The 19,900-nt window shown below is 41.9% G+C and carries 26 protein-coding genes; 10 read left to right on the plus strand and 16 right to left on the minus strand.

What is annotated here, in order from left to right; all coding sequences use genetic code 11:
• Positions 1–441: 441 nt before the first annotated feature.
• From ACE5CV_RS14025 to prmA, 4 genes are all read left to right on the plus strand, one after another.
• Entirely contained in the window at positions 442–693 is a 252-nt protein-coding gene (locus ACE5CV_RS14025) for a type B 50S ribosomal protein L31 (RefSeq protein ID WP_374950811.1), read from the plus strand.
• A 62-nt stretch (positions 694–755) separates the two neighbouring features.
• Positions 756–1,940, plus strand: coding sequence for a putative sugar nucleotidyl transferase (locus ACE5CV_RS14030; protein ID WP_374950812.1), 1,185 nt, complete (start codon positions 756–758; stop codon positions 1,938–1,940).
• A gap of 95 nt (positions 1,941–2,035) precedes the next feature.
• Positions 2,036–2,800, plus strand: coding sequence for a triose-phosphate isomerase (gene tpiA / locus ACE5CV_RS14035; protein ID WP_374950813.1), 765 nt, complete (start codon positions 2,036–2,038; stop codon positions 2,798–2,800).
• 105 nt (positions 2,801–2,905) lie between these two features.
• On the plus strand, positions 2,906–3,742 hold the full coding sequence (prmA, locus tag ACE5CV_RS14040) for a 50S ribosomal protein L11 methyltransferase (protein WP_374950814.1): 837 nt from the start codon (positions 2,906–2,908) through the stop codon (positions 3,740–3,742).
• Between the two features lie 85 nt (positions 3,743–3,827).
• On the opposite strand, the gene ACE5CV_RS14045 is transcribed toward prmA, so the two are convergent.
• Together ACE5CV_RS14045 and ACE5CV_RS14050 are read right to left on the minus strand one after the other, a co-directional pair.
• Positions 3,828–4,466, minus strand: coding sequence for an NAD(P)-dependent oxidoreductase (locus tag ACE5CV_RS14045; RefSeq protein ID WP_374950815.1), 639 nt, complete (start codon positions 4,464–4,466; stop codon positions 3,828–3,830).
• Between the two features lie 50 nt (positions 4,467–4,516).
• Positions 4,517–4,921: an Rrf2 family transcriptional regulator gene (locus ACE5CV_RS14050; RefSeq protein ID WP_374950816.1), complete on the minus strand. Its 405-nt coding sequence runs from the start codon at positions 4,919–4,921 to the stop codon at positions 4,517–4,519.
• A 243-nt stretch (positions 4,922–5,164) separates the two neighbouring features.
• Here ACE5CV_RS14050 and murC point away from each other — a divergent pair, with 243 nt between their 5' ends.
• Both murC and ACE5CV_RS14060 read left to right on the plus strand, forming a co-directional pair.
• A complete protein-coding gene (murC, locus tag ACE5CV_RS14055; protein ID WP_374950817.1) occupies positions 5,165–6,520 on the plus strand; it encodes a UDP-N-acetylmuramate--L-alanine ligase in 1,356 nt (451 codons plus the stop codon).
• Between the two features lie 81 nt (positions 6,521–6,601).
• Positions 6,602–6,946, plus strand: a complete 345-nt coding sequence (locus ACE5CV_RS14060; protein WP_374950818.1) for a helix-turn-helix domain-containing protein — start codon at positions 6,602–6,604, stop codon at positions 6,944–6,946.
• Positions 6,947–6,972: 26 nt separating this feature from the next.
• Here ACE5CV_RS14060 and ACE5CV_RS14065 read toward each other — a convergent pair whose 3' ends face one another.
• The 5 genes from ACE5CV_RS14065 to ACE5CV_RS14085 all read right to left on the minus strand — a co-directional run bounded on the left by ACE5CV_RS14065 (position 6,973) and on the right by ACE5CV_RS14085 (position 11,990).
• Positions 6,973–8,091 (minus strand): GNAT family N-acetyltransferase, encoded by a 1,119-nt coding sequence (locus ACE5CV_RS14065; protein ID WP_374950819.1) that lies wholly within the window; start codon positions 8,089–8,091, stop codon positions 6,973–6,975.
• A gap of 71 nt (positions 8,092–8,162) precedes the next feature.
• On the minus strand, positions 8,163–8,360 hold the full coding sequence (locus ACE5CV_RS14070) for a hypothetical protein (protein ID WP_374950820.1): 198 nt from the start codon (positions 8,358–8,360) through the stop codon (positions 8,163–8,165).
• A gap of 133 nt (positions 8,361–8,493) precedes the next feature.
• Complete coding sequence (gene scpB / locus ACE5CV_RS14075) at positions 8,494–9,054, minus strand: SMC-Scp complex subunit ScpB (protein WP_374950821.1); 561 nt, start codon at positions 9,052–9,054, stop codon at positions 8,494–8,496.
• 231 nt (positions 9,055–9,285) lie between these two features.
• Complete coding sequence (gene mqnC / locus ACE5CV_RS14080) at positions 9,286–10,410, minus strand: cyclic dehypoxanthinyl futalosine synthase (protein ID WP_374950822.1); 1,125 nt, start codon at positions 10,408–10,410, stop codon at positions 9,286–9,288.
• A gap of 92 nt (positions 10,411–10,502) precedes the next feature.
• A complete protein-coding gene (locus ACE5CV_RS14085) occupies positions 10,503–11,990 on the minus strand; it encodes an ATP-binding cassette domain-containing protein (RefSeq protein ID WP_374950823.1) in 1,488 nt (495 codons plus the stop codon).
• 191 nt (positions 11,991–12,181) lie between these two features.
• Between ACE5CV_RS14085 and ACE5CV_RS14090 the strand changes: the two genes are divergently transcribed.
• Together ACE5CV_RS14090 and ACE5CV_RS14095 are read left to right on the plus strand one after the other, a co-directional pair.
• Positions 12,182–12,349 (plus strand): hypothetical protein, encoded by a 168-nt coding sequence (locus tag ACE5CV_RS14090; RefSeq protein WP_374950824.1) that lies wholly within the window; start codon positions 12,182–12,184, stop codon positions 12,347–12,349.
• A gap of 83 nt (positions 12,350–12,432) precedes the next feature.
• Complete coding sequence (locus ACE5CV_RS14095) at positions 12,433–12,891, plus strand: PA2169 family four-helix-bundle protein (protein ID WP_374950825.1); 459 nt, start codon at positions 12,433–12,435, stop codon at positions 12,889–12,891.
• Positions 12,892–12,940: 49 nt separating this feature from the next.
• Here ACE5CV_RS14095 and ACE5CV_RS14100 read toward each other — a convergent pair whose 3' ends face one another.
• The 5 genes from ACE5CV_RS14100 to ACE5CV_RS14120 all read right to left on the minus strand — a co-directional run bounded on the left by ACE5CV_RS14100 (position 12,941) and on the right by ACE5CV_RS14120 (position 14,745).
• Complete coding sequence (locus ACE5CV_RS14100) at positions 12,941–13,390, minus strand: hypothetical protein (protein WP_374950826.1); 450 nt, start codon at positions 13,388–13,390, stop codon at positions 12,941–12,943.
• Between the two features lie 108 nt (positions 13,391–13,498).
• Positions 13,499–13,711 (minus strand): hypothetical protein, encoded by a 213-nt coding sequence (locus ACE5CV_RS14105; RefSeq protein ID WP_374950827.1) that lies wholly within the window; start codon positions 13,709–13,711, stop codon positions 13,499–13,501.
• Positions 13,712–13,844: 133 nt separating this feature from the next.
• The gene (locus tag ACE5CV_RS14110) at positions 13,845–14,066 is read right to left on the minus strand and encodes a hypothetical protein (RefSeq protein WP_374950828.1); all 222 of its coding nucleotides are present in this window, start codon (positions 14,064–14,066) and stop codon (positions 13,845–13,847) included.
• A gap of 81 nt (positions 14,067–14,147) precedes the next feature.
• A complete protein-coding gene (locus tag ACE5CV_RS14115; RefSeq protein WP_374950829.1) occupies positions 14,148–14,345 on the minus strand; it encodes a hypothetical protein in 198 nt (65 codons plus the stop codon).
• A 157-nt stretch (positions 14,346–14,502) separates the two neighbouring features.
• Entirely contained in the window at positions 14,503–14,745 is a 243-nt protein-coding gene (locus ACE5CV_RS14120) for a hypothetical protein (protein WP_374950830.1), read from the minus strand.
• 196 nt (positions 14,746–14,941) lie between these two features.
• On the opposite strand from ACE5CV_RS14120, the gene ACE5CV_RS14125 reads away from it, so the two are divergent.
• Entirely contained in the window at positions 14,942–15,508 is a 567-nt protein-coding gene (locus tag ACE5CV_RS14125; RefSeq protein WP_374950831.1) for an RNA polymerase sigma factor, read from the plus strand.
• Between the two features lie 16 nt (positions 15,509–15,524).
• Positions 15,525–16,628, plus strand: a complete 1,104-nt coding sequence (locus ACE5CV_RS14130; protein WP_374950832.1) for a trypsin-like peptidase domain-containing protein — start codon at positions 15,525–15,527, stop codon at positions 16,626–16,628.
• A 277-nt stretch (positions 16,629–16,905) separates the two neighbouring features.
• Here the strand turns inward: ACE5CV_RS14130 and ACE5CV_RS14135 are convergent, their stop codons facing one another.
• The 4 genes from ACE5CV_RS14135 to pdxH form a co-directional block, all read right to left on the minus strand.
• On the minus strand, positions 16,906–17,436 hold the full coding sequence (locus ACE5CV_RS14135; protein ID WP_374950833.1) for a hypothetical protein: 531 nt from the start codon (positions 17,434–17,436) through the stop codon (positions 16,906–16,908).
• A gap of 56 nt (positions 17,437–17,492) precedes the next feature.
• Complete coding sequence (locus tag ACE5CV_RS14140) at positions 17,493–18,617, minus strand: NADH-quinone oxidoreductase subunit D (RefSeq protein ID WP_374950890.1); 1,125 nt, start codon at positions 18,615–18,617, stop codon at positions 17,493–17,495.
• Between the two features lie 123 nt (positions 18,618–18,740).
• Positions 18,741–19,238 carry an NADH-quinone oxidoreductase subunit C gene (locus ACE5CV_RS14145; RefSeq protein ID WP_374950834.1) on the minus strand — a complete coding sequence of 166 codons (498 nt, stop codon included), beginning with the start codon at positions 19,236–19,238 and terminating at the stop codon, positions 18,741–18,743.
• Positions 19,235–19,882 carry a pyridoxamine 5'-phosphate oxidase gene (gene pdxH, locus ACE5CV_RS14150; RefSeq protein WP_374950835.1) on the minus strand — a complete coding sequence of 216 codons (648 nt, stop codon included), beginning with the start codon at positions 19,880–19,882 and terminating at the stop codon, positions 19,235–19,237. Before pdxH ends, ACE5CV_RS14145 begins: the two co-directional genes overlap by 4 nt.
• Between the last annotated feature and the right edge of the window lie 18 nt (positions 19,883–19,900).

A 19,900-nucleotide genomic window follows, 5' to 3' on the forward strand; every position in this document is an offset into this window, starting at 1 on the left:
ATGATTTATGAATGATGAGTTAGTAATACAAATAATAGAAATAATTTGAATCAGATATCTAAGGAAAGATAAATTTTACGACTTAACTGTTAGTGTATGATTTAATTTGTTATAACCGGTTTCCGGTTCCCAAACATCTGCATTTGCAAAGCGAATACTGTACGTCGCGCGCTTGGACAGAAATTAAAATAAACGTCTGGCAAAGAACAAAAATCAAAATGCCTTTCTTCATAATATATCCAAATAGATTGCTTCAAAAATAACCATAGACAAACGAAGAATTATTAGAAAATACATTTCAGAGAAATTTTATCCATTTTAAATTATCAGATTATCTATAACATAAAATTTCTTTGTTTGCAAGCCGTAACCCTTTATCTTTGCGCTTCTTTAAAAATTATTCATCATTCACGGCAAAATCCGTGATTAATACTTTCGAAAATGAAACAAGGTATTCACCCGGAAAAATATAAGTTCGTTATCTTCAAAGATATGACTAACGGACACGAATTTTTAGGCAAGTCAACTGCATCTGGCAGCAACGAAAAATCGAAATGGGAAGATGGCAACGAATATCCATTGATCAAATTAGAAATTTCACACACTTCGCACCCGTTCTACACAGGTAAAATGAAGTTAGTTGATACAGCCGGACGTATTGATAAGTTCCGTACCCGTTACAACAAAAAATAAGTGTTTCAATAAAATATTGATAAGTCCCCCGTTAACCGGGGGACTTTTTTTATTTTTGATGTATGGGAATTATCCTTTTTGACGATACCGCGCACAATACGCTACTACCCCTTACTTTTACCCGCCCCGTTGCCGATCTGCGAATCGGGATTTTAAAGATAGCCGAAAAATGGGCTAAACATTTAAACTTAGCTTACTCGTTTTTTACCGAAGATTACCTTCAGGCCAAATTCCCGATGGATATTGAAACGGATAATTTGTTCATTAACGGCGCGTTATGCCCGGACGAGGGTTTGTTAGATGCCATCGATAAATTACAGACAGGCGAAGCTTTAAAGTACAAGGAATTTTTACTTGCTGTAAAATTAGGCGCTACCGATGCAAAAAGCTTCGAGCAGCACCGCGAGTTTACAAAGACTGCCACTTATGAACGTGTGCCTGTGATGGTGCGCTATCCGGAAGATATTTTCCGCAAAAATGATATAGAACTGCGTAAGGATTTCAGACTGCTTACCAAAGGCCGCACCAGTGCCACCTTAAGTGCTACCAACACCATTATTGGAAATGATTTTTTTGCCGAAGAAGGTGTAAAGGCAGAGTGCTGCAGTTTTAGCACTATCAATGGCCCAATATATCTTGCTGCTAATTCAGAAGTTTGGGAAGGTACCAATATCCGCGGGCCGTTTGCACTTTGTGAATATTCGCAAATAAAAATGGGCACCAAAATTTATGGTGCTACTACTATCGGCCCTTATTGCCGTATAGGCGGCGAGGTGAACAACGCCGTAGTTTGGGGTTACTCCAACAAAGGGCATGAAGGTTACCTGGGCAACTCGGTAATAGGCGAGTGGTGCAACTTGGGTGCCGATACCAATAATTCTAATCTAAAAAATAATTACGCCGAAGTAAAGCTGTGGGATTATTCCACACAAAGCATGCGCAAAACCGGGCTGCAATTTTGCGGGTTAATCATGGCCGATCATGCTAAAAGCGGTATCAATACCATGTTTAACACCGGGACTGTAGTTGGTGTAAATGCCAATGTATTTGGCGGCGGATACCCGCCTAATTTTATCCCGGATTTTTCGTGGGGCGGGGCAGACGGCTTTGAGGAATATGCTTTTGATAAAATGATGGAGACCACGCAACGTGTTTTTGACCGCCGCGAGCATCGTGAATTTAATGAAGCCGAAAAGGAGATCATTATCAAGGTGTACGAATTGACAAAGCAATACAAAAAGAATTAACAGTGTTTGGTTTTACCAAGCGCTATAAAAGCATAAACAAAAATTAACAACACTATGGATTATCAATAATCGTCCGTAGACTAAACAAAACTAAAATGAGAAAGAAAATTGTAGCCGGCAACTGGAAAATGAACCTGGATTACCAGGAAGGGTTAACCCTGTTTTCTGAAGTGATCAACATGGTTAAAGACGAAGCTACGGGCAACCAGCACGTTGTTGTTTGCAGCCCGTTTATTCACTTGCACAGTCTTGCCCAATTAGCTAAGGGTTACAACAATGTAGCAGTTGGTGCGCAGAACGCTCACCAGGCCGAAAGCGGCGCCTATACCGGTGAGATCTCGGCTAAACAGGTTAAATCGGCAGGTGCGGAGTATGTGATCCTGGGTCACTCTGAGCGTCGCCAGTACTTTGGCGAAAGCAATGAACTGCTGGCAAAAAAAACTGATACAGCTTTAGCTAATGGTTTATTGCCAATATTTTGCATTGGCGAAACTTTGCAGCAGCGTGAAGCTAACGAGCATTTCGATATCATTAAAAGCCAACTGGCAGAGGGCGTTTTCCATTTGGACGCGGACGCTTTTGGCAAAGTAGTTTTAGCATACGAACCGGTTTGGGCTATAGGTACCGGTGTTACTGCAACATCAGATCAGGCACAAGAAATTCATGCATTTATCCGTCAGGAAATTGCTGCTAAATACAATCAGCAGGTAGCTGATGATACAACTGTTCTATACGGTGGAAGCTGTAACCCTAAAAATGCGGCCGAACTGTTTGCCTGTGCGGATATTGACGGCGGCTTAATTGGCGGCGCTTCCCTGAAATCACGCGACTTTACTGACATTGTTAAAGCGTTTAATTAAGGTTTAGTGATCAGCAATTTGTGATCAGAGATCGGTTTTGATAGCTGATCTTTGGTCACTTTTTGTTTTTCTTACTTCTGATCGCCAACCTTTAATCCCTGAAAAATGAACTATTACGAACTCCTTTTCACAACCATCACAACCGAAGATTACCAGCAGGATTTGCTGATAGGCGCTTTAGGCGATATTGGCTTTGATACTTTTGAAGAGGTTGACCTTGGCTTTAAGGCATACATACCGCAGGGCGATTTTGATCAGGCTAAGCTGGATGAGACTTTAGGGGTTTACCGGGAGATGTTTACTTTCAGTTACGACATTACCCTCATACCGCAAAAGAATTGGAATGAAGTATGGGAAAGTAATTTCGAGCCGATACAAATTCGCAACCAGGTATTTGTACGTGCAACGTTTCATGAACAGAAGCCGGAGTTCCCATACGAGATCGTGATCGACCCGAAGATGGCATTTGGTACCGGTCATCACCAAACTACCGCTATGGTTATGGCATTGATCCTGGAGAATGATTTCGCCGGTAAAAAAGTTCTGGACATGGGCTGCGGAACAGGCATCCTTGCTATCCTCGCCGCTAAGTTGGGCGCTACGGATATCACCGCCATCGATTATGATGTAGTATGTTACGATAGCACTATTGAAAACGCTGCCTTAAATAATATCACTACTATTAAGGCGCTTTGCGGATCAAAAGAGGCCATTCCTGACGAGCAATACGACATTATCCTGGCCAACATTAACCGTAATATACTGATAGACCAGATGGCACGTTACGCAGAAGCATTGAAGCCGGGTGGAGAGATTTATTTCAGTGGTTTCTATGAGTCGCCCGATCTGGATATTATTACCGATGAGGCCCGTAAGTACAACCTTAAATACATTACCCATAAAAAAGATAAAGAATGGGTAGCCGCTAAATTTGTATTATAGTATTAACGATCGCAAATGATTTAAGTGATTACACCGATGTTATAATACAATCGGTGTAATCATTCAAACTCGTTCAATTACAATCTTAGTATCCAACGGTAAACCTGGCTTTTATATACTGTTTGTTCTCCAACTCATTAACGGCAGCAACGGCAAGGTCCTCTACAGAGATTTCACATTTCCCTTCTTCGTTAAACACAGGGCTTTCGGTACCTAATCTGAAAGTGCCGGTACGTGCGCCTGGGTGCAAATTTATGGCTGGGCTCAGAAAAGTCCAGTCCAGTTCTTGCTCTTCACGCAATTTAGTTAGGTAGTCGCGCGCTGCTGTAGCGCCTGTTTTCCATTCCGCAGGGAACTCCGGCGAATCAACCAATTGCTTTCCATCGATAAATAAACTGCCCGCGCCGCCAATAACCAGTAAGCGTTTCACATCAGCCTTTTTCGCAGCTGCCTGTATGCTTTCGCATCCTTTGATAAATGCATTGTAAAGGTCGGGGTTTGTCCAACCTGCGTTAAAGGAATTAATCACCGCATCATGTCCTGATATTGCTGCAGCCAATGCATCGGTATCATTCACATCTATAGCGAACGCCGTTACGCCGGCTTCCTTGGCCACCTTTCCACTATCGCGGGTTATGGCAGATACTTCATAACCACGGGCAATTGCCTCTTTTAAAATTGCGCTGCCTACAAAGCCACTTGCGCCTATTAATGCTAATTTCATCGTATTGTTATTAGTTATTTGTAGTTCTATGTTACTATTATATGTAAATTTCAATCGAATTTTTTGCAAAAATCTTGCAGGTTGGTGTTGCCTAACTTATCCATCATAGCCCGTTCAATTTCTAAATCAAGCACATTCAGGTGCTCATTGATTTGCTTGCCTATAGGGCAGGCGGGGTTAGGTGTGTTTTTTGCTTTACCCAGGATTGCTTCCGGCTTAACGGCATCGTAGATACCAGCCAGTGTGATCTGATGGGCAGGCTTGTTCAAGGTATAGCCTCCCTTTTTGCCTTCCTGGCTTTTCACCAATCCATTTTTAATCAGATTGCTCAACTCCTTGCGGATCAGTACCGGGTTAATATTAATACTGCCGGCAATATAGTCGGACGAAATCACCTCGCCCGATGCCGAGAGCAATGTCATTATATGTAAAGCAATGGGGAACCTGCCGTTCATTTTTGTACTGTAATAATAAATATTACAGTACAAATGTATGCTTTAGATTGTAAAATGCAACAGCGAACGAAAGATTTCTCTCTTGAAGACATCTACCTTACAATGAACATTAAAGCATAGATAAAATGGCTGCCATACAAATGTTAAAATAATTACATAACCGGCAATTTATTAGACCCATAATTGCTGTATAAAGCTTTTTTACGTTTATTTGCTGCGTATTTGCAGCACTAAACTTTATTAATGAAAGTACATTTTATTGCTATTGGAGGAAGTGCTATGCACAACCTTGCAATTGCCCTTCACAAAAAAGGTTTCGAGGTTACAGGTTCAGACGATGTGTTGTTTGAGCCATCGGCGTCGCGGCTTGGCAAATACGGCATTTTGCCTGCACAAACAGGCTGGTTACCGGAGAAGATTACCCCGCAATTAGATGCTGTTATTTTAGGTATGCACGCCCGCGTTGATAATCCCGAGCTGCTTAAAGCTCAGGAGTTAGGCATCAAGATCTATTCTTATCCCGATTATATTTACGAGCAATCCAAAGATAAAAATCGGGTGGTTATAGGGGGCAGTCATGGCAAAACCACTATTACCAGCATGATCTTGCATGCATTACAGCAGGCCGGTAAAAATTTTGATTACCTGGTAGGCGCACAGCTGGAAGGTTTCGATACCATGGTAAAGCTTACGCAGGAAGCGCCTGTTATCATTATAGAAGGGGATGAGTACCTGGCATCGCCGATTGACAGGCGACCAAAGTTTCACATTTATAAAGCGGATGTAGGCGTAATAAGCGGAATAGCCTGGGATCATATTAACGTATTCCCAACGTTTGATAATTACATCGATCAGTTCAGGATCTTTGCAGAAACAATACAACCCGGCGGTGAGCTGATCTATAGCGAAACCGATGAGGTTTTAAAAACGATGGTTGATGGTTTATCGGTCGATGTAAATAAGTTACCATACAGTTTGCCTGAATATACTATTTATAACGGCATTACAAGTGTGCTGTATAGCGGTAAAAGCTACCCATTGCAGATCTTTGGCCAGCACAATTTGCTGAATATGGAAGCTGCCCGGCTGGTGTGCCAAAATTTAGGTATCGGGCAGGCAGATTTTTATACTTATTTGCAAACGTTTAAGGGTGCTGCCCGCCGTTTAGAGGTGGTTGGCAAAAATGATAACGCAACTATTTTCAAAGATTTCGCGCACTCGCCATCCAAATTAACTGCAACTATCCAGGCGGTTAAGTCGCAATTTCCCAACAGGCCATTGATTGCCTGCATAGAATTGCACACGTTTAGCAGCCTGAATAAGGAATTTTTGGATGAATATGCCGGAACGATGGATGCGGCAGACGAGGCTATTGTATTCATCGATCGCAAAACCTTCGGACAAAAGAAAATAGAACCATACCCTGCCGAGGTAGTAAAAAACGCCTTTGCCAATGAGCGTTTGCTGTTTTTTAATGAACCCGCGCTACTGCTAAACCACCTGGAGCAATTAAATATTGCCAACAGCAACCTGTTGATGATGAGCTCTGGTAATTTTGGCGGCATTAATTTAATTGAGTTAAAAAATATATTGTTATAAATATTACTGATTACTAGTTTACTTATCAAATATGTTGTAACTTTATTAACTATTGAGAAACCTATCCTAATTGATATTATTATGAAAACACTTGGAAAAAAGATCCGGTTATTACGCCACCAAAAAGGTTGGAGCCAGGAAGAAGTTGCTAAACGCTTAGATATTTCTATCCCTGCTTTTTCGAAAATTGAGACGGGTATAACTGATATCAATCTTTCTCGTTTAGAGCAAATTGCTGCTTTGTTTGAAATGTCGGTAGTGCAACTGTTAACATTTAACGAAACTGAGCAAGACCAGAAAATCGCGAGTGAACTGGAGAACGTTAACAAGAAGTTAATGGATCGCGAAACTGAAGTAATAGATCTGCAAAAGAAAGTAATCGAGCTATTTGAGGAACTTAGACACAAAAAGACAGCTACAGCATAATTTTTTAAGCCCGGCATTGTCCGGGCTTAAAATTTATATCGCATAGTTAAGTGCCTTTTACCAAATGTTGCACCCACCGCCGCGTGGATGGCTATCATTTTCTCGTTAAAATCGCCAACCCACGATAGTTCAAGCTCATCGTACTGATTAAGCGGCAGTACATATTCTTTGAGCTTAATAAATAAGCACGATTCCAGCCCATGTTTCTGGAACTTTTGCTTGGTGCCCATAACTATGGCGCGCATCCTTGTAACGCCTTTCAATTTTCTATACAAAAATGTGAGCTTGCCCCAAAGGTTTAATTTGCCATTTAGCGGTTTTATCATTTGGTTGGCATCGGGCAGTATCACAATGAAAGAGGCCGGTTCATTGTCTACATAAGCAAACCAAATAAGCCTCTCATCCATAATGGCTTTCATTTGCTTAAAGCTTTCCATTATAGTTGCGTGGTTTATCGGCACAAAGTTTTCAAAATCCTGCCAGCCGTCGTTATAGATTTCTATAAAATCGTTGGCAAACTTTTCTATCCGGGCGGTTTCAAAATGCTCGAAATTGTAGCCTGGCTTGTTCATTACCCAATTGGCTATTTTGGTAAACCTTTCTGAAAAAGGCTTATGCACACTCAGGTGATTGGTTATCTGCTCGTATTGTGTCACAAAGCCGTATTCCTCAAAAAAAGCCTTGTAATAGGGCGGGTTATAGTTCATACCGTATGATGGCGGGGTAAAGCCTTCAACCAGCAAACCCCAAAAATTATCATTTTCGCCAAAATTTATTGGCCCGTCCATCGCCTGCATACCTTTTAGCTTCAACCATTCCTTAGCGGTATCAAATAGCAGAAACGCCGCCTGTTTATTATCAATGCACTCAAAAAAGCCACAGCCGCCGGTAGGCTGCTCATAATTGTAAGCCTTCTTCTCGTTAACAAACGCGCCAATGCGGCCAATAAGGTTGCCACTAACGTCCCTTAAAATCCAGCGGGTTGCCGTTCCATGCTGATGAAAGTTGTTTTTTTTCGGGTCGAAAACGGCTTCCAGATCATTATCCAGCGGGCAAACCCAGTTGGCGTCGTTCTTATATAGCAGTCGGGCAACGTCTAAAAAAGCCTTTCTGTCGGCTTTGGTTGTCACTTCGGTTACGGTCATGGGATAGGTGTTAGTACAAAAAAAGCATCCAGCTTAATACTGAATGCTTCGCAATATGTTTTTAGCGGTTTTTAGTCGTCGTCCTCATCATCAAAAGGCTCAAATGATTCATACCGGCCAAGGTCATCATCCAGCGGAATTTCCTCGTCAAAGTCATCATCATCGTCCGCAACCTTCTTGCCCGGTGTTGGATCGTCATCTAAATCATCATCATCCTCATCACTGATCTTTTTTGTAGAGGTATTCAAAGGTTTTTTTGGAGCTGCCATTTTAATAAATTTTTTATTCGTTAAAACTTATAATCTGTTAACCTAATTGTTTTGGGTGTTTAGTTGCGCTGCAATCAGCATTATCTAACAGTAAAAATAATCAAAATCATTTCAATAAAAATCATTTTAAAGTTTAATCGGTTACTTCGCCAATTGTGCTGCTGCCATCGGTAATTTCTTTTAGCTGGGGCAGTTCTGCTATATCATTTATTCCAAAATAATCCATAAAAAGGTTGCTTGTGCCATACAGGATTGGTTTACCAACGCTCTCGGACTTCCCCGTAATGGCAATCAACTCTTTTTCCAATAACTTTTGGATAGAGTAATCACAATTTACACCGCGTATCTGTTCAATATCGGTTTTGGTGACGGGCTGTTTGTAAGCAATAATAGCAAGTGTTTCTAAAGCGGCCTGGCTCAGCTTCTTTTTAGAACGCTGCAGCTGCAGCAAACTGATCACTGCATGATACTTTTTTTTTGTGAGGAATTGAAAGCCATTGTTAACTTTTACTACCTCTACTGCAAGGTCGTCATTTTGATATTTGGTACGGATATTATCGATATGCCTGGTTACCTCTTCGGCAGTAAAATCATGTTCAAAGGCTGCCTGCAAACAATACAGGATCTCTTCCATGCGGATGCCCTGCTCTGAAGCGAAAATTAAGGCCTCGACATATTGTTCGATATCTTCCATGCGTTACAAATATATCAGAATGTTATAAACATGATAACTCAAACGATGTCATTTCGAACGAACGGTGCTGGGTTTTGTGAATAGGGTAGGAGAAATCCTGATCAATCGTTAAAGCTCCGAATTTATGCATAGCCGCTTTGTTAACAACAAGGTTCCTCGTCGCTACTCTTACCTCAGAATAACAGTTTTTGTAATTTCTGAATTTACTTTGCCGCCATATAAGCCGGCCCCTTAATAATCTATCACCTGTTCTTCAATTTCGGCAGGTATATCGCGCCAGTCGTACTTTTGCGTACGTAACTGCGGTTCAAATCCGGCTTCTTTGATAGATTCCTGGATACCTTTTGCGGTAAACCTGTGCGGTGCCCCGGCAGCCGATACCACATTCTCTTCAATCATGATCGACCCGAAATCATTAGCTCCGGCATGCAGGCAAAGCTGCGCAACCTGTTTGCCTACCGTTAACCATGACGCCTGAATATTCTTAATATTCGGCAGCATAATACGGCTTAGTGCAATCATGCGGATATACTCATCGCCGGTTACGTTGTTGGTGATGCCACGTACTTTACGCAGAAGCGTGCCATCGTCCTGGAAAGGCCATGGAATAAATGCAACAAAGCCATGATGGCCTTCGGGCTTTTCGGCCTGCACCTCGCGAATCCATACCAGGTGCTCAAAGCGTTCTTCGATAGTTTCAATATGGCCAAACATCATTGTTGCTGATGTAGGCAGGTTAAGCTGATGTGCGGCGCGCATTACGTCCAGCCACTCTTGTCCGCCACATTTTCCTTTTGATATCAGGCGGCGTACACGGTCGTTCAGGATCTCGGCACCTGCACCGGGCAGCGAGTCTAAACCAGCCTCTTTCATCGCTTTCAGCACCTCGTAATGGCTCATATTGTCCAATTTGGCAACGTGGGCAATTTCCGGGGGGCCTAACGAGTGTAGTTTTAACTTAGGATACAGTTGCTTTAATTCGCTAAACAAATCAGTATAAAACTTTAAGCCAAGATCGGGATGGTGACCGCCCTGTAACAAAAGCTGGTCGCCGCCATACTTAAAGGTTTCTTCTATCTTCTTTTTATACGTTTCGATATCTGTAATGTACGCATCCTCGTGACCGGGGCGACGGAAGAAATTACAAAACTTGCAGTTGGCAATACAAACGTTGGTAGTATTTACATTCCTGTCTATCTGCCACGTAACCTTGCCATGCGGCACCTGAATTTTACGCAACTCATTTGCTACATACATTAGATCGGCGGTAGAGGCGTTTTTATATAAGAAAACACCCTCTTCCAAACTTAGAAAATCAAAGGCTAAAGCGCGCTGCAACAGATCGGCTGTATTCATATACAAATATACGCACATAAACAGGATTTAAGTTTGGATGGAATTAACGAGATTGTAAAAAAACGGACTTGTTCAAAGTAATGATAATACCACTACATCTCATCCACCACGTTTCCATTGTCTAATCTTAAAACCTTATCCACACTATCAGGTATTTCGTGCTGATAGTGAGTTACGTAGATCAGCGTAACCGGGCTTAATTCGCATATGGTGTCGATAACTGATTTAAAGTGTTTTTGCTGATGGTCGTCAAGCCCCTGGCAGGGTTCGTCGAAAATTAATAAGGTAGGGTTTTTAATGAGGGCGCGGGCAAGCAGGCACAGGCGCTGGGCACTGGCCGGGATGTTCTTTAACAGCACCCGCGCATATTGCTCAATTTCCAACGCTTGCATCCATTTCATTGCAAGGTCTGCTTTTGCTTTACTGCTTTGCCTGAACAGCCCCAGTGTGTCATAAAAGCCGCTTTCGATAACCTGCAGGCAAGAGTTGTCGGTAGGGAAGTATTGGTACAACTCGGGCGATACAAAACCTATCTTGCTTTTGATATCCCAAATGCTTTCGCCCGTACCACGCTTTTTGTCGAACAACACAATGTCGTTGGCATAGGCCTGTGGGTTATCACCGTTCACCAAACTTAATAAGGTAGATTTACCCGCACCATTCGGCCCCAACAGTGCCCATCGTTCACCTTGAGTCACCCGCCAGTTTACACCATCCAGTACCACATTTTCGCCGTAGGTGATCGTTACATTTCGCATTCTTATAATTGCCTCATATTCCGGCAACGGGGCTGCTATCATTTCGGCAAAGGCTTGATGATTGATTGGTTGAACATCTTTTACATCGCTATCATATTTGTCAAACTCCTCCTTAGTAAAGTGTTGCATGGCCTCACCGGCATTTAATACCGCAACATCTGTTATCACATCAGGAATTTCATTGGCAGATGTAGCCATGATCAGTGTTATACCCGATGCGGCTATCTCGGTTAGCAAAGTATTGAACGTGGCCCGCATGTTCACATCCAGGCCGGTCATGGGGTTATCTAACAGCAGCAATAAAGGATTTTTTAGCAGAGCAGCGGCGATCATCAGTCTTTTAGTTTCACCATTTGATAATTTGATGATCTGTTTATCTAAGAATCCCGTGAGGTTGAGTGCGGCTGCAGTTTTATCGAATGTCCAGTAGGCAGGCGTATGGCGATTGGGTTTAACAGATAACAAGTATTGCCTGGAAGTATGCGCGTCTTCAGAGTCGGAAGAATTATAGCGCTGCTGGTAGTATAGCTGCGATGTATTTGACAAGTTTTTAAAATGGTGCTTAGCGCCTGAAAAAGCGATAAATTGGTGATTGGGAGTTGTATGGCCGGGATAATCATTTCCCTCAAAAAACGAATAGCTAACTTTCCCCGAACTGACGCTTAGGTTACCGGCTATAACTTGCAGCAACACACTTTTGCCGCTGCCACTTTTGCCGGTAACAGCCCAGTGCCGGCCTTTATAAACCCGCATCGACAGATCATTTAACACAACCTTGTCCTGAAACTTCACGGTTACTTGCCCGGCAGAAAACAGCTCCATACTCATGCCCGTGAAAATACAATTTTAACGCACTGCTCATTAAGTGAATGTTGCCTTTTAACAAATTTATGGCATTGCTTGTATTGATTGCTGTACAGTGTTATAGCTCAAACCCCCGTAAAAACGCATTTATTTAAAAGGTATCATTATTGCAATAGCGTAAACAGATCATAAATCTTATACATAACATCATGAAAAAACTAACACTTTTAATGCTTGCATTCGCCGTTGCTACCTTAAGCGGATGTGAAGTTATCGGCGGCATTTTTAAAGCCGGGGCAGCAGTAGGGATTATTTCCGTAATCGTAGTTGTACTGGTTATCATCTGGATAATTTCGGCTTTCAGAGGCAGATCATAGTACTCGATACTTAACTTGAAGATATTGTTTTAATTGAAACAATATCTTTTTTGTTTAGTTGTAAATCCATAAAACTCAAAACCATGAACAAGAACGAAGCAACAATAGAAACCCTTAATGATCTGATCCAGATCAATAACGACAGGATCTTAGGATTTGAAAATGCCTTAAAAGAATTGAAAGACCAGGACGGTTCATTAAGGACACTTTTTACCGGCCTAATTGGGGATAGCCAGAATTTTAAAATGGCACTGGCAACAGAAGTTGCCGCGCTTGGACACGATATAGCTACGGGTACATCAACCAGCGGTAAATTACACCGTACCTGGTTAGACGTTAAGGCAGCATTTAGCAGCCACAGTAAAAAAAGTATTTTAGAAGAGTGTGAGTTTGGCGAGGATGCCATTAACGATGCTTACAAAAAAGCCATTGCTGATGAGGATACCGTAGCTTACATCAAAGATATCTTGGTTGAGCAGCAAACCGCATTACAGCAGGCGCATGATCAGGTAAAAGCTTTACGCGATAGTATTGAGAACTAAATTTTAATTTACATCTCAGAAAAAGAGCATCCAAACCGGTGCTCTTTTTTTATTTGACAGCAGTGTTGTCTATATTAACACCAACCAAATCCCAGCTGCTTTTATCGGCCCAGTCGCCGCCTTTATAGGCCAGCTCAACTTTCCATTGTTTTTTACTGAACTTACCGCTGCTATCCTGCACATTTACGTAGGATGATATAGTATAAGAGTTACGGCCAGTATCTATTTGTTTTTCAAAATCGTTCTTGGCAAATGTTGCAGATTGCGGCTGATTTACCCTGTCTTTTACAAAGGCTTTGGCAATAGCAAAGGCTTCTTTGTCATTAGGTTTGCGGTTAACATGCACCCGCCTGTTTTGGAACACGCGCGACAAAAACACCACAAACACCAGCGCGAATAAAACAGAAAAGATAGTAGCTAACCTTACGCGAGGGTGATGGTGCCAATGCGCATTTTTTCGTTGTTCATTGGTTAAGCTGTTCCACTCGGCGTATCTCATAATAAAGTTTGTTTAGGCAATAAACAAAGCAGGTGCTAAATGTTTTAAAATATAAATCAACAAAAAAGCCCCTGGCGTAACCGGGGGCTTCTTTTAACAAAAATGGGATTACATTTTTTTAGTAGAATCCATTTTAGCTGTGGTGTCCATTTTTGCAGAAGAATCCATCTTAGCAGTGGTGTCCATTTTTGCAGAAGAATCCATTTTAGCAGAATCCATAGCAGCTGAATCAGCAGCAGAACCAGATGATTTACCTTTGCAAGCAACAGCAGAAACAGCGATAGCTAAAGCTACAACCGCAAGTTTGAATGAGTTTTTCATTTTTTGTGTTTTTTAAGTGATTTAATAGTTTTCAAAGCTTAATACCCTAAACAAAAAAAGGTAACCCAACATTTTTAAAAAAAATGTGAGTTACCTCTTATAAAACTAAAAAAGCTTAAAAAACTAAATGTAATTAGTTTTTAACTTCAGTTTTTTTAGTCTCAACTTTAACAGTTGTATCTTTTGCAGCTGAATCAGTTTTAACTGTAGTGTCTTTAGATGTAGTATCAGTTACGATAGTTGATGAATCAGTTTTGGTAGTGTCAGAACCACCGTTTGAAGAATTACCTTTACAAGCAACGGCAGAAACAGAGATAGCTAAAGCTAATACGGCTAATTTGAATGAATTTTTCATTTTTTGTTTTTTTAAATTGTGAGCGTAATATACTAACGGGTGTTAATACCCATTATCAAAAAAGGTAACCCCTTTTTGGAATTATTTTTTTGTTGAATCAACAGCAACAGTATCGGTTTTAACAACGGTATCTGTTTTAGTGCTGTCAACAACAGTTTTAGTTACTGATGAATCAACAACGGTTGTATCAGAACCGCCTTCTTTTTTAGGGCCGCCGCAAGCTGCTGCAGATACTGCGATAACTAATGTTAAAACGGCTAATTTGAATGAATTTTTCATATTGATGAGTGTTTAAAGTTTATTCGTTTTTGTACTCTTAATAGCGCTAACCGTAAAAGGTAACCCAAAAAGTTTTAAATAATTTATTTCACCTATCGGTTTTGTAAATATTTAAGCACAAAAAAGCCCGCTTATGTTATGTAAGCGGGCTTTTTAATTAGTTGACCGGTTTAGGGCTTTTTGTGCTGTCGGTACCGCCCGATCCGGATTTGTCTAACCCTGAATCAATAGCGGCGGGAGAGCCATTTGCACCTGGCGCTTTGCCGGTTTGGCTGGTATCTGCCATGTTCGAGTCCATCTTTGCGCTATCGGGTGCAGATTTAGTGGCGTTGCCCGTACATGCCGTTGCTGATATGGCAATGGCCAAAGCTAACAGGCCGGATTTAAATAAATTTTTCATAATAGTAGTGTTTTACGTTCGTGTATAAAATTCAATTATAATGCCAAGGCTGTTTTAAGCTATCGATTAATAACCGATATTGCAGGTTGCTAGGTTTGTATCCGCAGGCATACGGCAACAAAATTTGTCGGCACAATTGCCGCAAAAAAATAATTGATCATGTTGGGTTACAATTCAATATAAATTGTATTAAGTAGTGAATAAACATTTAAATGTAGAGTTTCCGGCAGATAGTGAAGTGATCATTGGGATACTAAACAACTCTGACAGCGTTTTAAAAAGGTTATACCTGGCTTATTTTCCGATGATATTGCAGCTTGTGCTGAATAATAACGGCAACGAGGATGATGCTAAAGATGTATACCAGGAGGCGATAATAGTTCTTTACAATAAGGTTAAACGTGGTGACTTTGAACTGAGCAGCAAGCTTAAGACCTACATATATTCGATATGCAGGCGGCTTTGGTTAAAACGGCTTAAACAATTGAACCGGTATGGCGGCGACATTAAGGATTTTGAAGAGTACCTGCCGGTTGAAGAGGAGACAGACCGCCACCACGAAAAGGATGTGCAGCTCAATAAAATGGGCGAAGCGCTGAAATTGCTGGGCGAGCCCTGCAAAACCATTATGGAAGACTTTTATATGCACAGTAAATCTATGCAGGATATTTGTGAACGCTTTGGCTATACCAATGCCGATAACGCCAAAACACAAAAGTATAAATGCCTGCAAAGGCTGAAGAAACTTTTTTTTCAGCAGTAATTGAAAGGGTGAAGCAATGAGAGAAGAACAACTTTTAGAAATGATTGAACGCTACCTGAGTGGCGAGATGACCAAGGAAGAACGTGCGAAGTTTGAAACCTTGCGCAGTAGCGATGCCTCGGTAGCTGAAAAACTGGCCGAGCATAAGAACTTTACAGCGCTTATTAAACAATATAGTGAACGCTTAAACCTGGAGACCAGGTTGAACGCCATACACGAGGAGATAGATGTACATACGTTAAAAGACGACCTGATGTCGCACCCATCCATAGTGGTGCAGATGTGGCGTAACCATCACTCAAAAATATCTGTAGCGGCATCTATCGCTATTTTCGCTATACTTTGTACTTTATTTTTTACCGGTTACTTAACCAACCAGGACCCGCGCTTTGTACAGTTAAAGCAGGAAGTTGACCGCGTTAAGGTGCAGCAAAAACGCCTGGGAGATAAAACAGATAAGATAATCAGCGATGGTAAGCCTGGTCCGGCTATTTCGGCTAAATTCAGGGGTACGGGTTTCGCATTGTCTGGTAACGGCTATATCATTACTAATTTTCACGTGATAAGCGGTGGCGACTCTGTTTATGTACAAAATTCTGATGGCGAATCATTCCACACAAAGGTGGTTTACACCGAGCCGCAGTATGATGTTGCCATCCTGCAGATCAACGATCCGGCATTTAAAAACCTGGGCCAGGTACCTTATACGTTCAAAAAGTTTAAGAGCGATTTAGGCGAAGATGTATATACCTTGGGTTACCCTACAGATGACATCTCAATGGGTGGCCCCGGTGCACTAACAGCACTTACCGGTTTCCGTGGTGATACTACCGAATACCAGGTATCTATCCCGCTTAACCCGGGCAACAGCGGCGGCCCTTTAGTAGATGGTAACGGTAACATTATTGGCGTGGTTAACGGCAAACAAACACAGGCAACAGGAGCGGCCTTCGCGGTTAAATCTAATTACCTGCTAAAAGCTATTCAAAACATCCCTGCCGACTCATTAAACAAATCACTTAACCTGAATACCAAAAACGCGCTGGCCGGCTTGAGCCGCCCGCAGCAAATCAAAAAAATGCGTAATTACGTTTTTATGGTGAAGGTTTATAACCAGTAAAAATCAACAATTAAATATAAGAGAGGTGCAAGTAATTGCGCCTCTTTTTGTATTAGCCCGAGTGATTGTGCGAGGTTGTGCTTTTAAACAATGCCTGACAATCTATATGTATATCCTAACGTTGATTTTAAAATAAGGCGAAACGCCAAATCTTAAATTAAAAGGGATATCAACTCAAAACTCCCTTTTAGTGTTTTAAACCGAAATCATTGTAAAATTGTAAAGTCGTTAAAGTAATTAACAGTAATTAGAGTTAGATTGTCGGAATGATCGTATTTTAAGGGTTGACTACCATCGGACTAAACAGTACACATTTAACACTATCTGTATTAGACTTTTCAAATTTTAAAGCGTTGCTAAACGCTAAGATAAATGAGTTTAATTCCTTTAAATTATCTGCGGACATATTTTTATCCTTTGAAACAATTACTTCTCCTTCCAGGCAATTTAATCGGAACATAAAAATCATTGGTAAGACGTAAATAGGTTGTTCAACAGAATTTTCTTTAACAGCTGATACCTTCCAGAACCCGTTTGAATTTGATAACCTGTTTTGGATCGCATCCTTTAATAGGGCAGGCGTGTCCCTGCTGAAATCAAGATTAATGACATATCCTCGCGAGTCAATCTGAAATTTAACCATCGTAAAAATGTTTTCGCAAACTTTGTTTTGAAGTCTGTAATCACCTTCCAGGTAAGTTTTTATGATCTCCGGGTTCGCTAACGTAATTATTTTACGCTGAGCGTCTGCATTATTAGCTGCCCACCAACTTATAAGTACAGCAAAAAGTATCGTTATTCTTTTCATGTATTTCGGAAAACGCATTCCTGACTTTAATCTTGAAGCCAAATATTATACTTAAATTACCTATCCACCTCACCCAAAACAAAGTCCAGTGAGCCGATAATGGCTATCAGATCCGCTATCATTACGTTTTGCGCTATCGCGGGTATTACCGACAGATTATTAAAACTTGGCCCGCGGGATTTTACACGGAATGGGATTTCTGACCGGCCATCGGTAATAAAGTAAAAGCCCAGTTCACCCTTAGCACCTTCGGCACGCATGTAATAATCCTGCGCCTTTGGGGTGATTTTGCGCGGTAATTTTGCGCGCGGATCAAAGTCGGGTGTGCGTTTCAGCTCTTTTTGCAATCGATCCAGGCATTGCTCAATCATTTTTAGTGATTGCTCTATCTCGTCAACACGCACTTTATAACGGTCCCAGCAGTCGCCTACTGTACCCATCTCGCCTTTACCTATCGGGATCTCAAAATCCAGTTCGGGATAAGCGGAATAATTGTCTATTCTTCGCAGATCATACCGTAAGCCCGATCCTCGCAGTACAGGGCCGGAGCAGCCGTAATTTATAGCAACATCCAGGGGAATTACGCCGACGTTCGCTGTACGGCTAATGAAAATTTGGTTTTCGGTAAGCAATTGATTAAGCTCTACCATTTTTGGTTTAAAATATTCCACAAATTCGCGGCAGCGTTCTTCAAAGCCAACCGGAAGATCGTAAAATAAACCACCAACCCAAATGTAATTGTACAGCATGCGCGAGCCGGATGCCCACTCCAGCATGCCCATGATATGTTCCCTGTCCCTAAAGCACCACAAAAACGGTGTAAAGGCGCCAATATCGATGCCGTAAGTGCCAATGGCAATCAGGTGCGATGCGATGCGGTTCAGTTCGCAAACCAGCACCCGGATATATTCGACACGTTTAGGGATTTCTTTATCGATGCCCAGCATCCGCTCCACACCCATAACCCAGGCGTGGCTATTGTTCATCGATGCCAGGTAATCCATCCTGTCGGTGAAAGGGATAGTTTGCTGATAGGTAAGCGATTCGGCGTGTTTTTCGAAACAGCGGTGCAGGTAGCCAATGTGGGGAATAACCTCCTTAACAATTTCGCCATCAGTTATCAGCTCCAACCTTAACACCCCATGGGTAGACGGGTGCTGCGGCCCCATGTTAAGCACCATGTCTTCCACAGCGGCATCAGCTATCTTTTTTTGATAGGCTTGTAAAGGCTTTTCGTATTTTGATGTTTGTGTTTCCACTGTTTTTAGCTCGTCAACCCGCAATGACGTTTTATGTAATTTAAATTAATCAATCTTGATACCCTTGTAATACTCTGCAGCCTGGTAATCTTTGCGCAAAGGGAAGCCTTCCCAATCATCCGGCAACAGGATCCTTCGCAGATCCGGGTGGCCGTCAAAATAAATACCCATCATGTCATAAGCCTCACGCTCATGCCAGTCGGCAGTGCGGTAAACAGGCACTACGCTCGGGAACGAAGGCAACTCAGCCTCATTACGGTCATTCGTTTTACTCACCTTTAAGGTAATTTGTAATTGATAGGGGATAGACGATAAGTGGTATACTACACCAAACCTGCCGTCATCTACACCGTAGTCAACGCCACTTAAGCATGATAAAAAGTCAAAATAAGTTTTCGGATTATCACGTAACTCCATGCAAACGTCGGCAATTCTGTCGGCATCTATCAATAAGGCAGGCTGCATCCCCGTACGTTCTTCGCCGGTAATGATGCTGTCGCCAAATTTTTCGATGAGCAATTGTTTGATGTCGTCAAAACTCATGGGGCAAGCCGTACTATTTTCCAGTTTTTCTTATCGGTTTTTTTGTAAACGATCCTATCATGCAGGCGGCTGCGGCGTCCCTGCCAAAATTCAATCAGCGTAGGCCTAAGTACATAACCGCCCCAACAAGATGGTTTGGGCACACTGCTGTCACCATATTCGGCTTCGAGTTCTGCCATTTTTTTCTCCAGGGCCTCGCGGCCGTCAATTTCCTGGCTTTGCGGCGATGCAGCAGCGCCTATCTGGCTTTTTATAGGACGCGAATGAAAATATTTTTCAGAATAGTCCTTATCCAGTTTATCAATGGTGCCTTCAATTCGGATCTGGCGCTCCATATCTCCCCAATGAAATACCAGTGCACCCAATGGGTTCTTACTGATCTCTTTACCTTTGCGGCTCAAATAATTGGTATAAAATTTAAAGCCGTCTTCACTAAAGCCTTTTAGTAATACTATCCTTGCCGATGGGCGTCCATCATGGGTGGCAGTTGCCAGTGTCATGGCGTTGGGCTCATGCACCTTGGCATTTATGGCCTCGTTAAACCATTTATCAAACTGGCGGAACGGGCTGGCATCAACATCACTTTCACTAAGCGATGCGGCGCTATAATCCTGTCGTAAATTCTCTATATCTTTCTGATCCATCAACGCAAACTTACAAAT

The sequence above is a fragment of the Mucilaginibacter sp. genome, from assembly GCF_964263795.1.
Taxonomy (GTDB): domain Bacteria; phylum Bacteroidota; class Bacteroidia; order Sphingobacteriales; family Sphingobacteriaceae; genus Mucilaginibacter.

Coding starts and splice junctions, on each gene's coding strand:
- mqnC (WP_374950822.1), bottom strand. CDS start 10,410: ATGAATACAGCCGATCTGTTGCAGCGCGCTTTAGCCTTTGATTTTCTA.
- ACE5CV_RS14105 (WP_374950827.1), bottom strand. CDS start 13,711: ATGAAAAACTCATTCAAACTTGCGGTTGTAGCTTTAGCTATCGCTGTT.
- ACE5CV_RS14120 (WP_374950830.1), bottom strand. CDS start 14,745: ATGAAAAATTTATTTAAATCCGGCCTGTTAGCTTTGGCCATTGCCATA.
- ACE5CV_RS14070 (WP_374950820.1), bottom strand. CDS start 8,360: ATGGCAGCTCCAAAAAAACCTTTGAATACCTCTACAAAAAAGATCAGT.
- ACE5CV_RS14130 (WP_374950832.1), top strand. CDS start 15,525: ATGAGAGAAGAACAACTTTTAGAAATGATTGAACGCTACCTGAGTGGC.
- pdxH (WP_374950835.1), bottom strand. CDS start 19,882: ATGGATCAGAAAGATATAGAGAATTTACGACAGGATTATAGCGCCGCA.
- prmA (WP_374950814.1), top strand. CDS start 2,906: ATGAACTATTACGAACTCCTTTTCACAACCATCACAACCGAAGATTAC.
- ACE5CV_RS14110 (WP_374950828.1), bottom strand. CDS start 14,066: ATGAAAAATTCATTCAAATTAGCCGTATTAGCTTTAGCTATCTCTGTT.
- tpiA (WP_374950813.1), top strand. CDS start 2,036: ATGAGAAAGAAAATTGTAGCCGGCAACTGGAAAATGAACCTGGATTAC.
- ACE5CV_RS14090 (WP_374950824.1), top strand. CDS start 12,182: ATGAAAAAACTAACACTTTTAATGCTTGCATTCGCCGTTGCTACCTTA.
- ACE5CV_RS14140 (WP_374950890.1), bottom strand. CDS start 18,617: ATGGTGCTTAACATGGGGCCGCAGCACCCGTCTACCCATGGGGTGTTA.
- ACE5CV_RS14025 (WP_374950811.1), top strand. CDS start 442: ATGAAACAAGGTATTCACCCGGAAAAATATAAGTTCGTTATCTTCAAA.
- murC (WP_374950817.1), top strand. CDS start 5,165: ATGAAAGTACATTTTATTGCTATTGGAGGAAGTGCTATGCACAACCTT.
- ACE5CV_RS14135 (WP_374950833.1), bottom strand. CDS start 17,436: ATGAAAAGAATAACGATACTTTTTGCTGTACTTATAAGTTGGTGGGCA.
- ACE5CV_RS14030 (WP_374950812.1), top strand. CDS start 756: ATGGGAATTATCCTTTTTGACGATACCGCGCACAATACGCTACTACCC.
- scpB (WP_374950821.1), bottom strand. CDS start 9,054: ATGGAAGATATCGAACAATATGTCGAGGCCTTAATTTTCGCTTCAGAG.
- ACE5CV_RS14050 (WP_374950816.1), bottom strand. CDS start 4,921: ATGAACGGCAGGTTCCCCATTGCTTTACATATAATGACATTGCTCTCG.
- ACE5CV_RS14045 (WP_374950815.1), bottom strand. CDS start 4,466: ATGAAATTAGCATTAATAGGCGCAAGTGGCTTTGTAGGCAGCGCAATT.
- ACE5CV_RS14115 (WP_374950829.1), bottom strand. CDS start 14,345: ATGAAAAATTCATTCAAATTAGCCGTTTTAACATTAGTTATCGCAGTA.
- ACE5CV_RS14145 (WP_374950834.1), bottom strand. CDS start 19,238: ATGAGTTTTGACGACATCAAACAATTGCTCATCGAAAAATTTGGCGAC.
- ACE5CV_RS14095 (WP_374950825.1), top strand. CDS start 12,433: ATGAACAAGAACGAAGCAACAATAGAAACCCTTAATGATCTGATCCAG.
- ACE5CV_RS14060 (WP_374950818.1), top strand. CDS start 6,602: ATGAAAACACTTGGAAAAAAGATCCGGTTATTACGCCACCAAAAAGGT.
- ACE5CV_RS14065 (WP_374950819.1), bottom strand. CDS start 8,091: ATGACCGTAACCGAAGTGACAACCAAAGCCGACAGAAAGGCTTTTTTA.
- ACE5CV_RS14100 (WP_374950826.1), bottom strand. CDS start 13,390: ATGAGATACGCCGAGTGGAACAGCTTAACCAATGAACAACGAAAAAAT.
- ACE5CV_RS14085 (WP_374950823.1), bottom strand. CDS start 11,990: ATGGAGCTGTTTTCTGCCGGGCAAGTAACCGTGAAGTTTCAGGACAAG.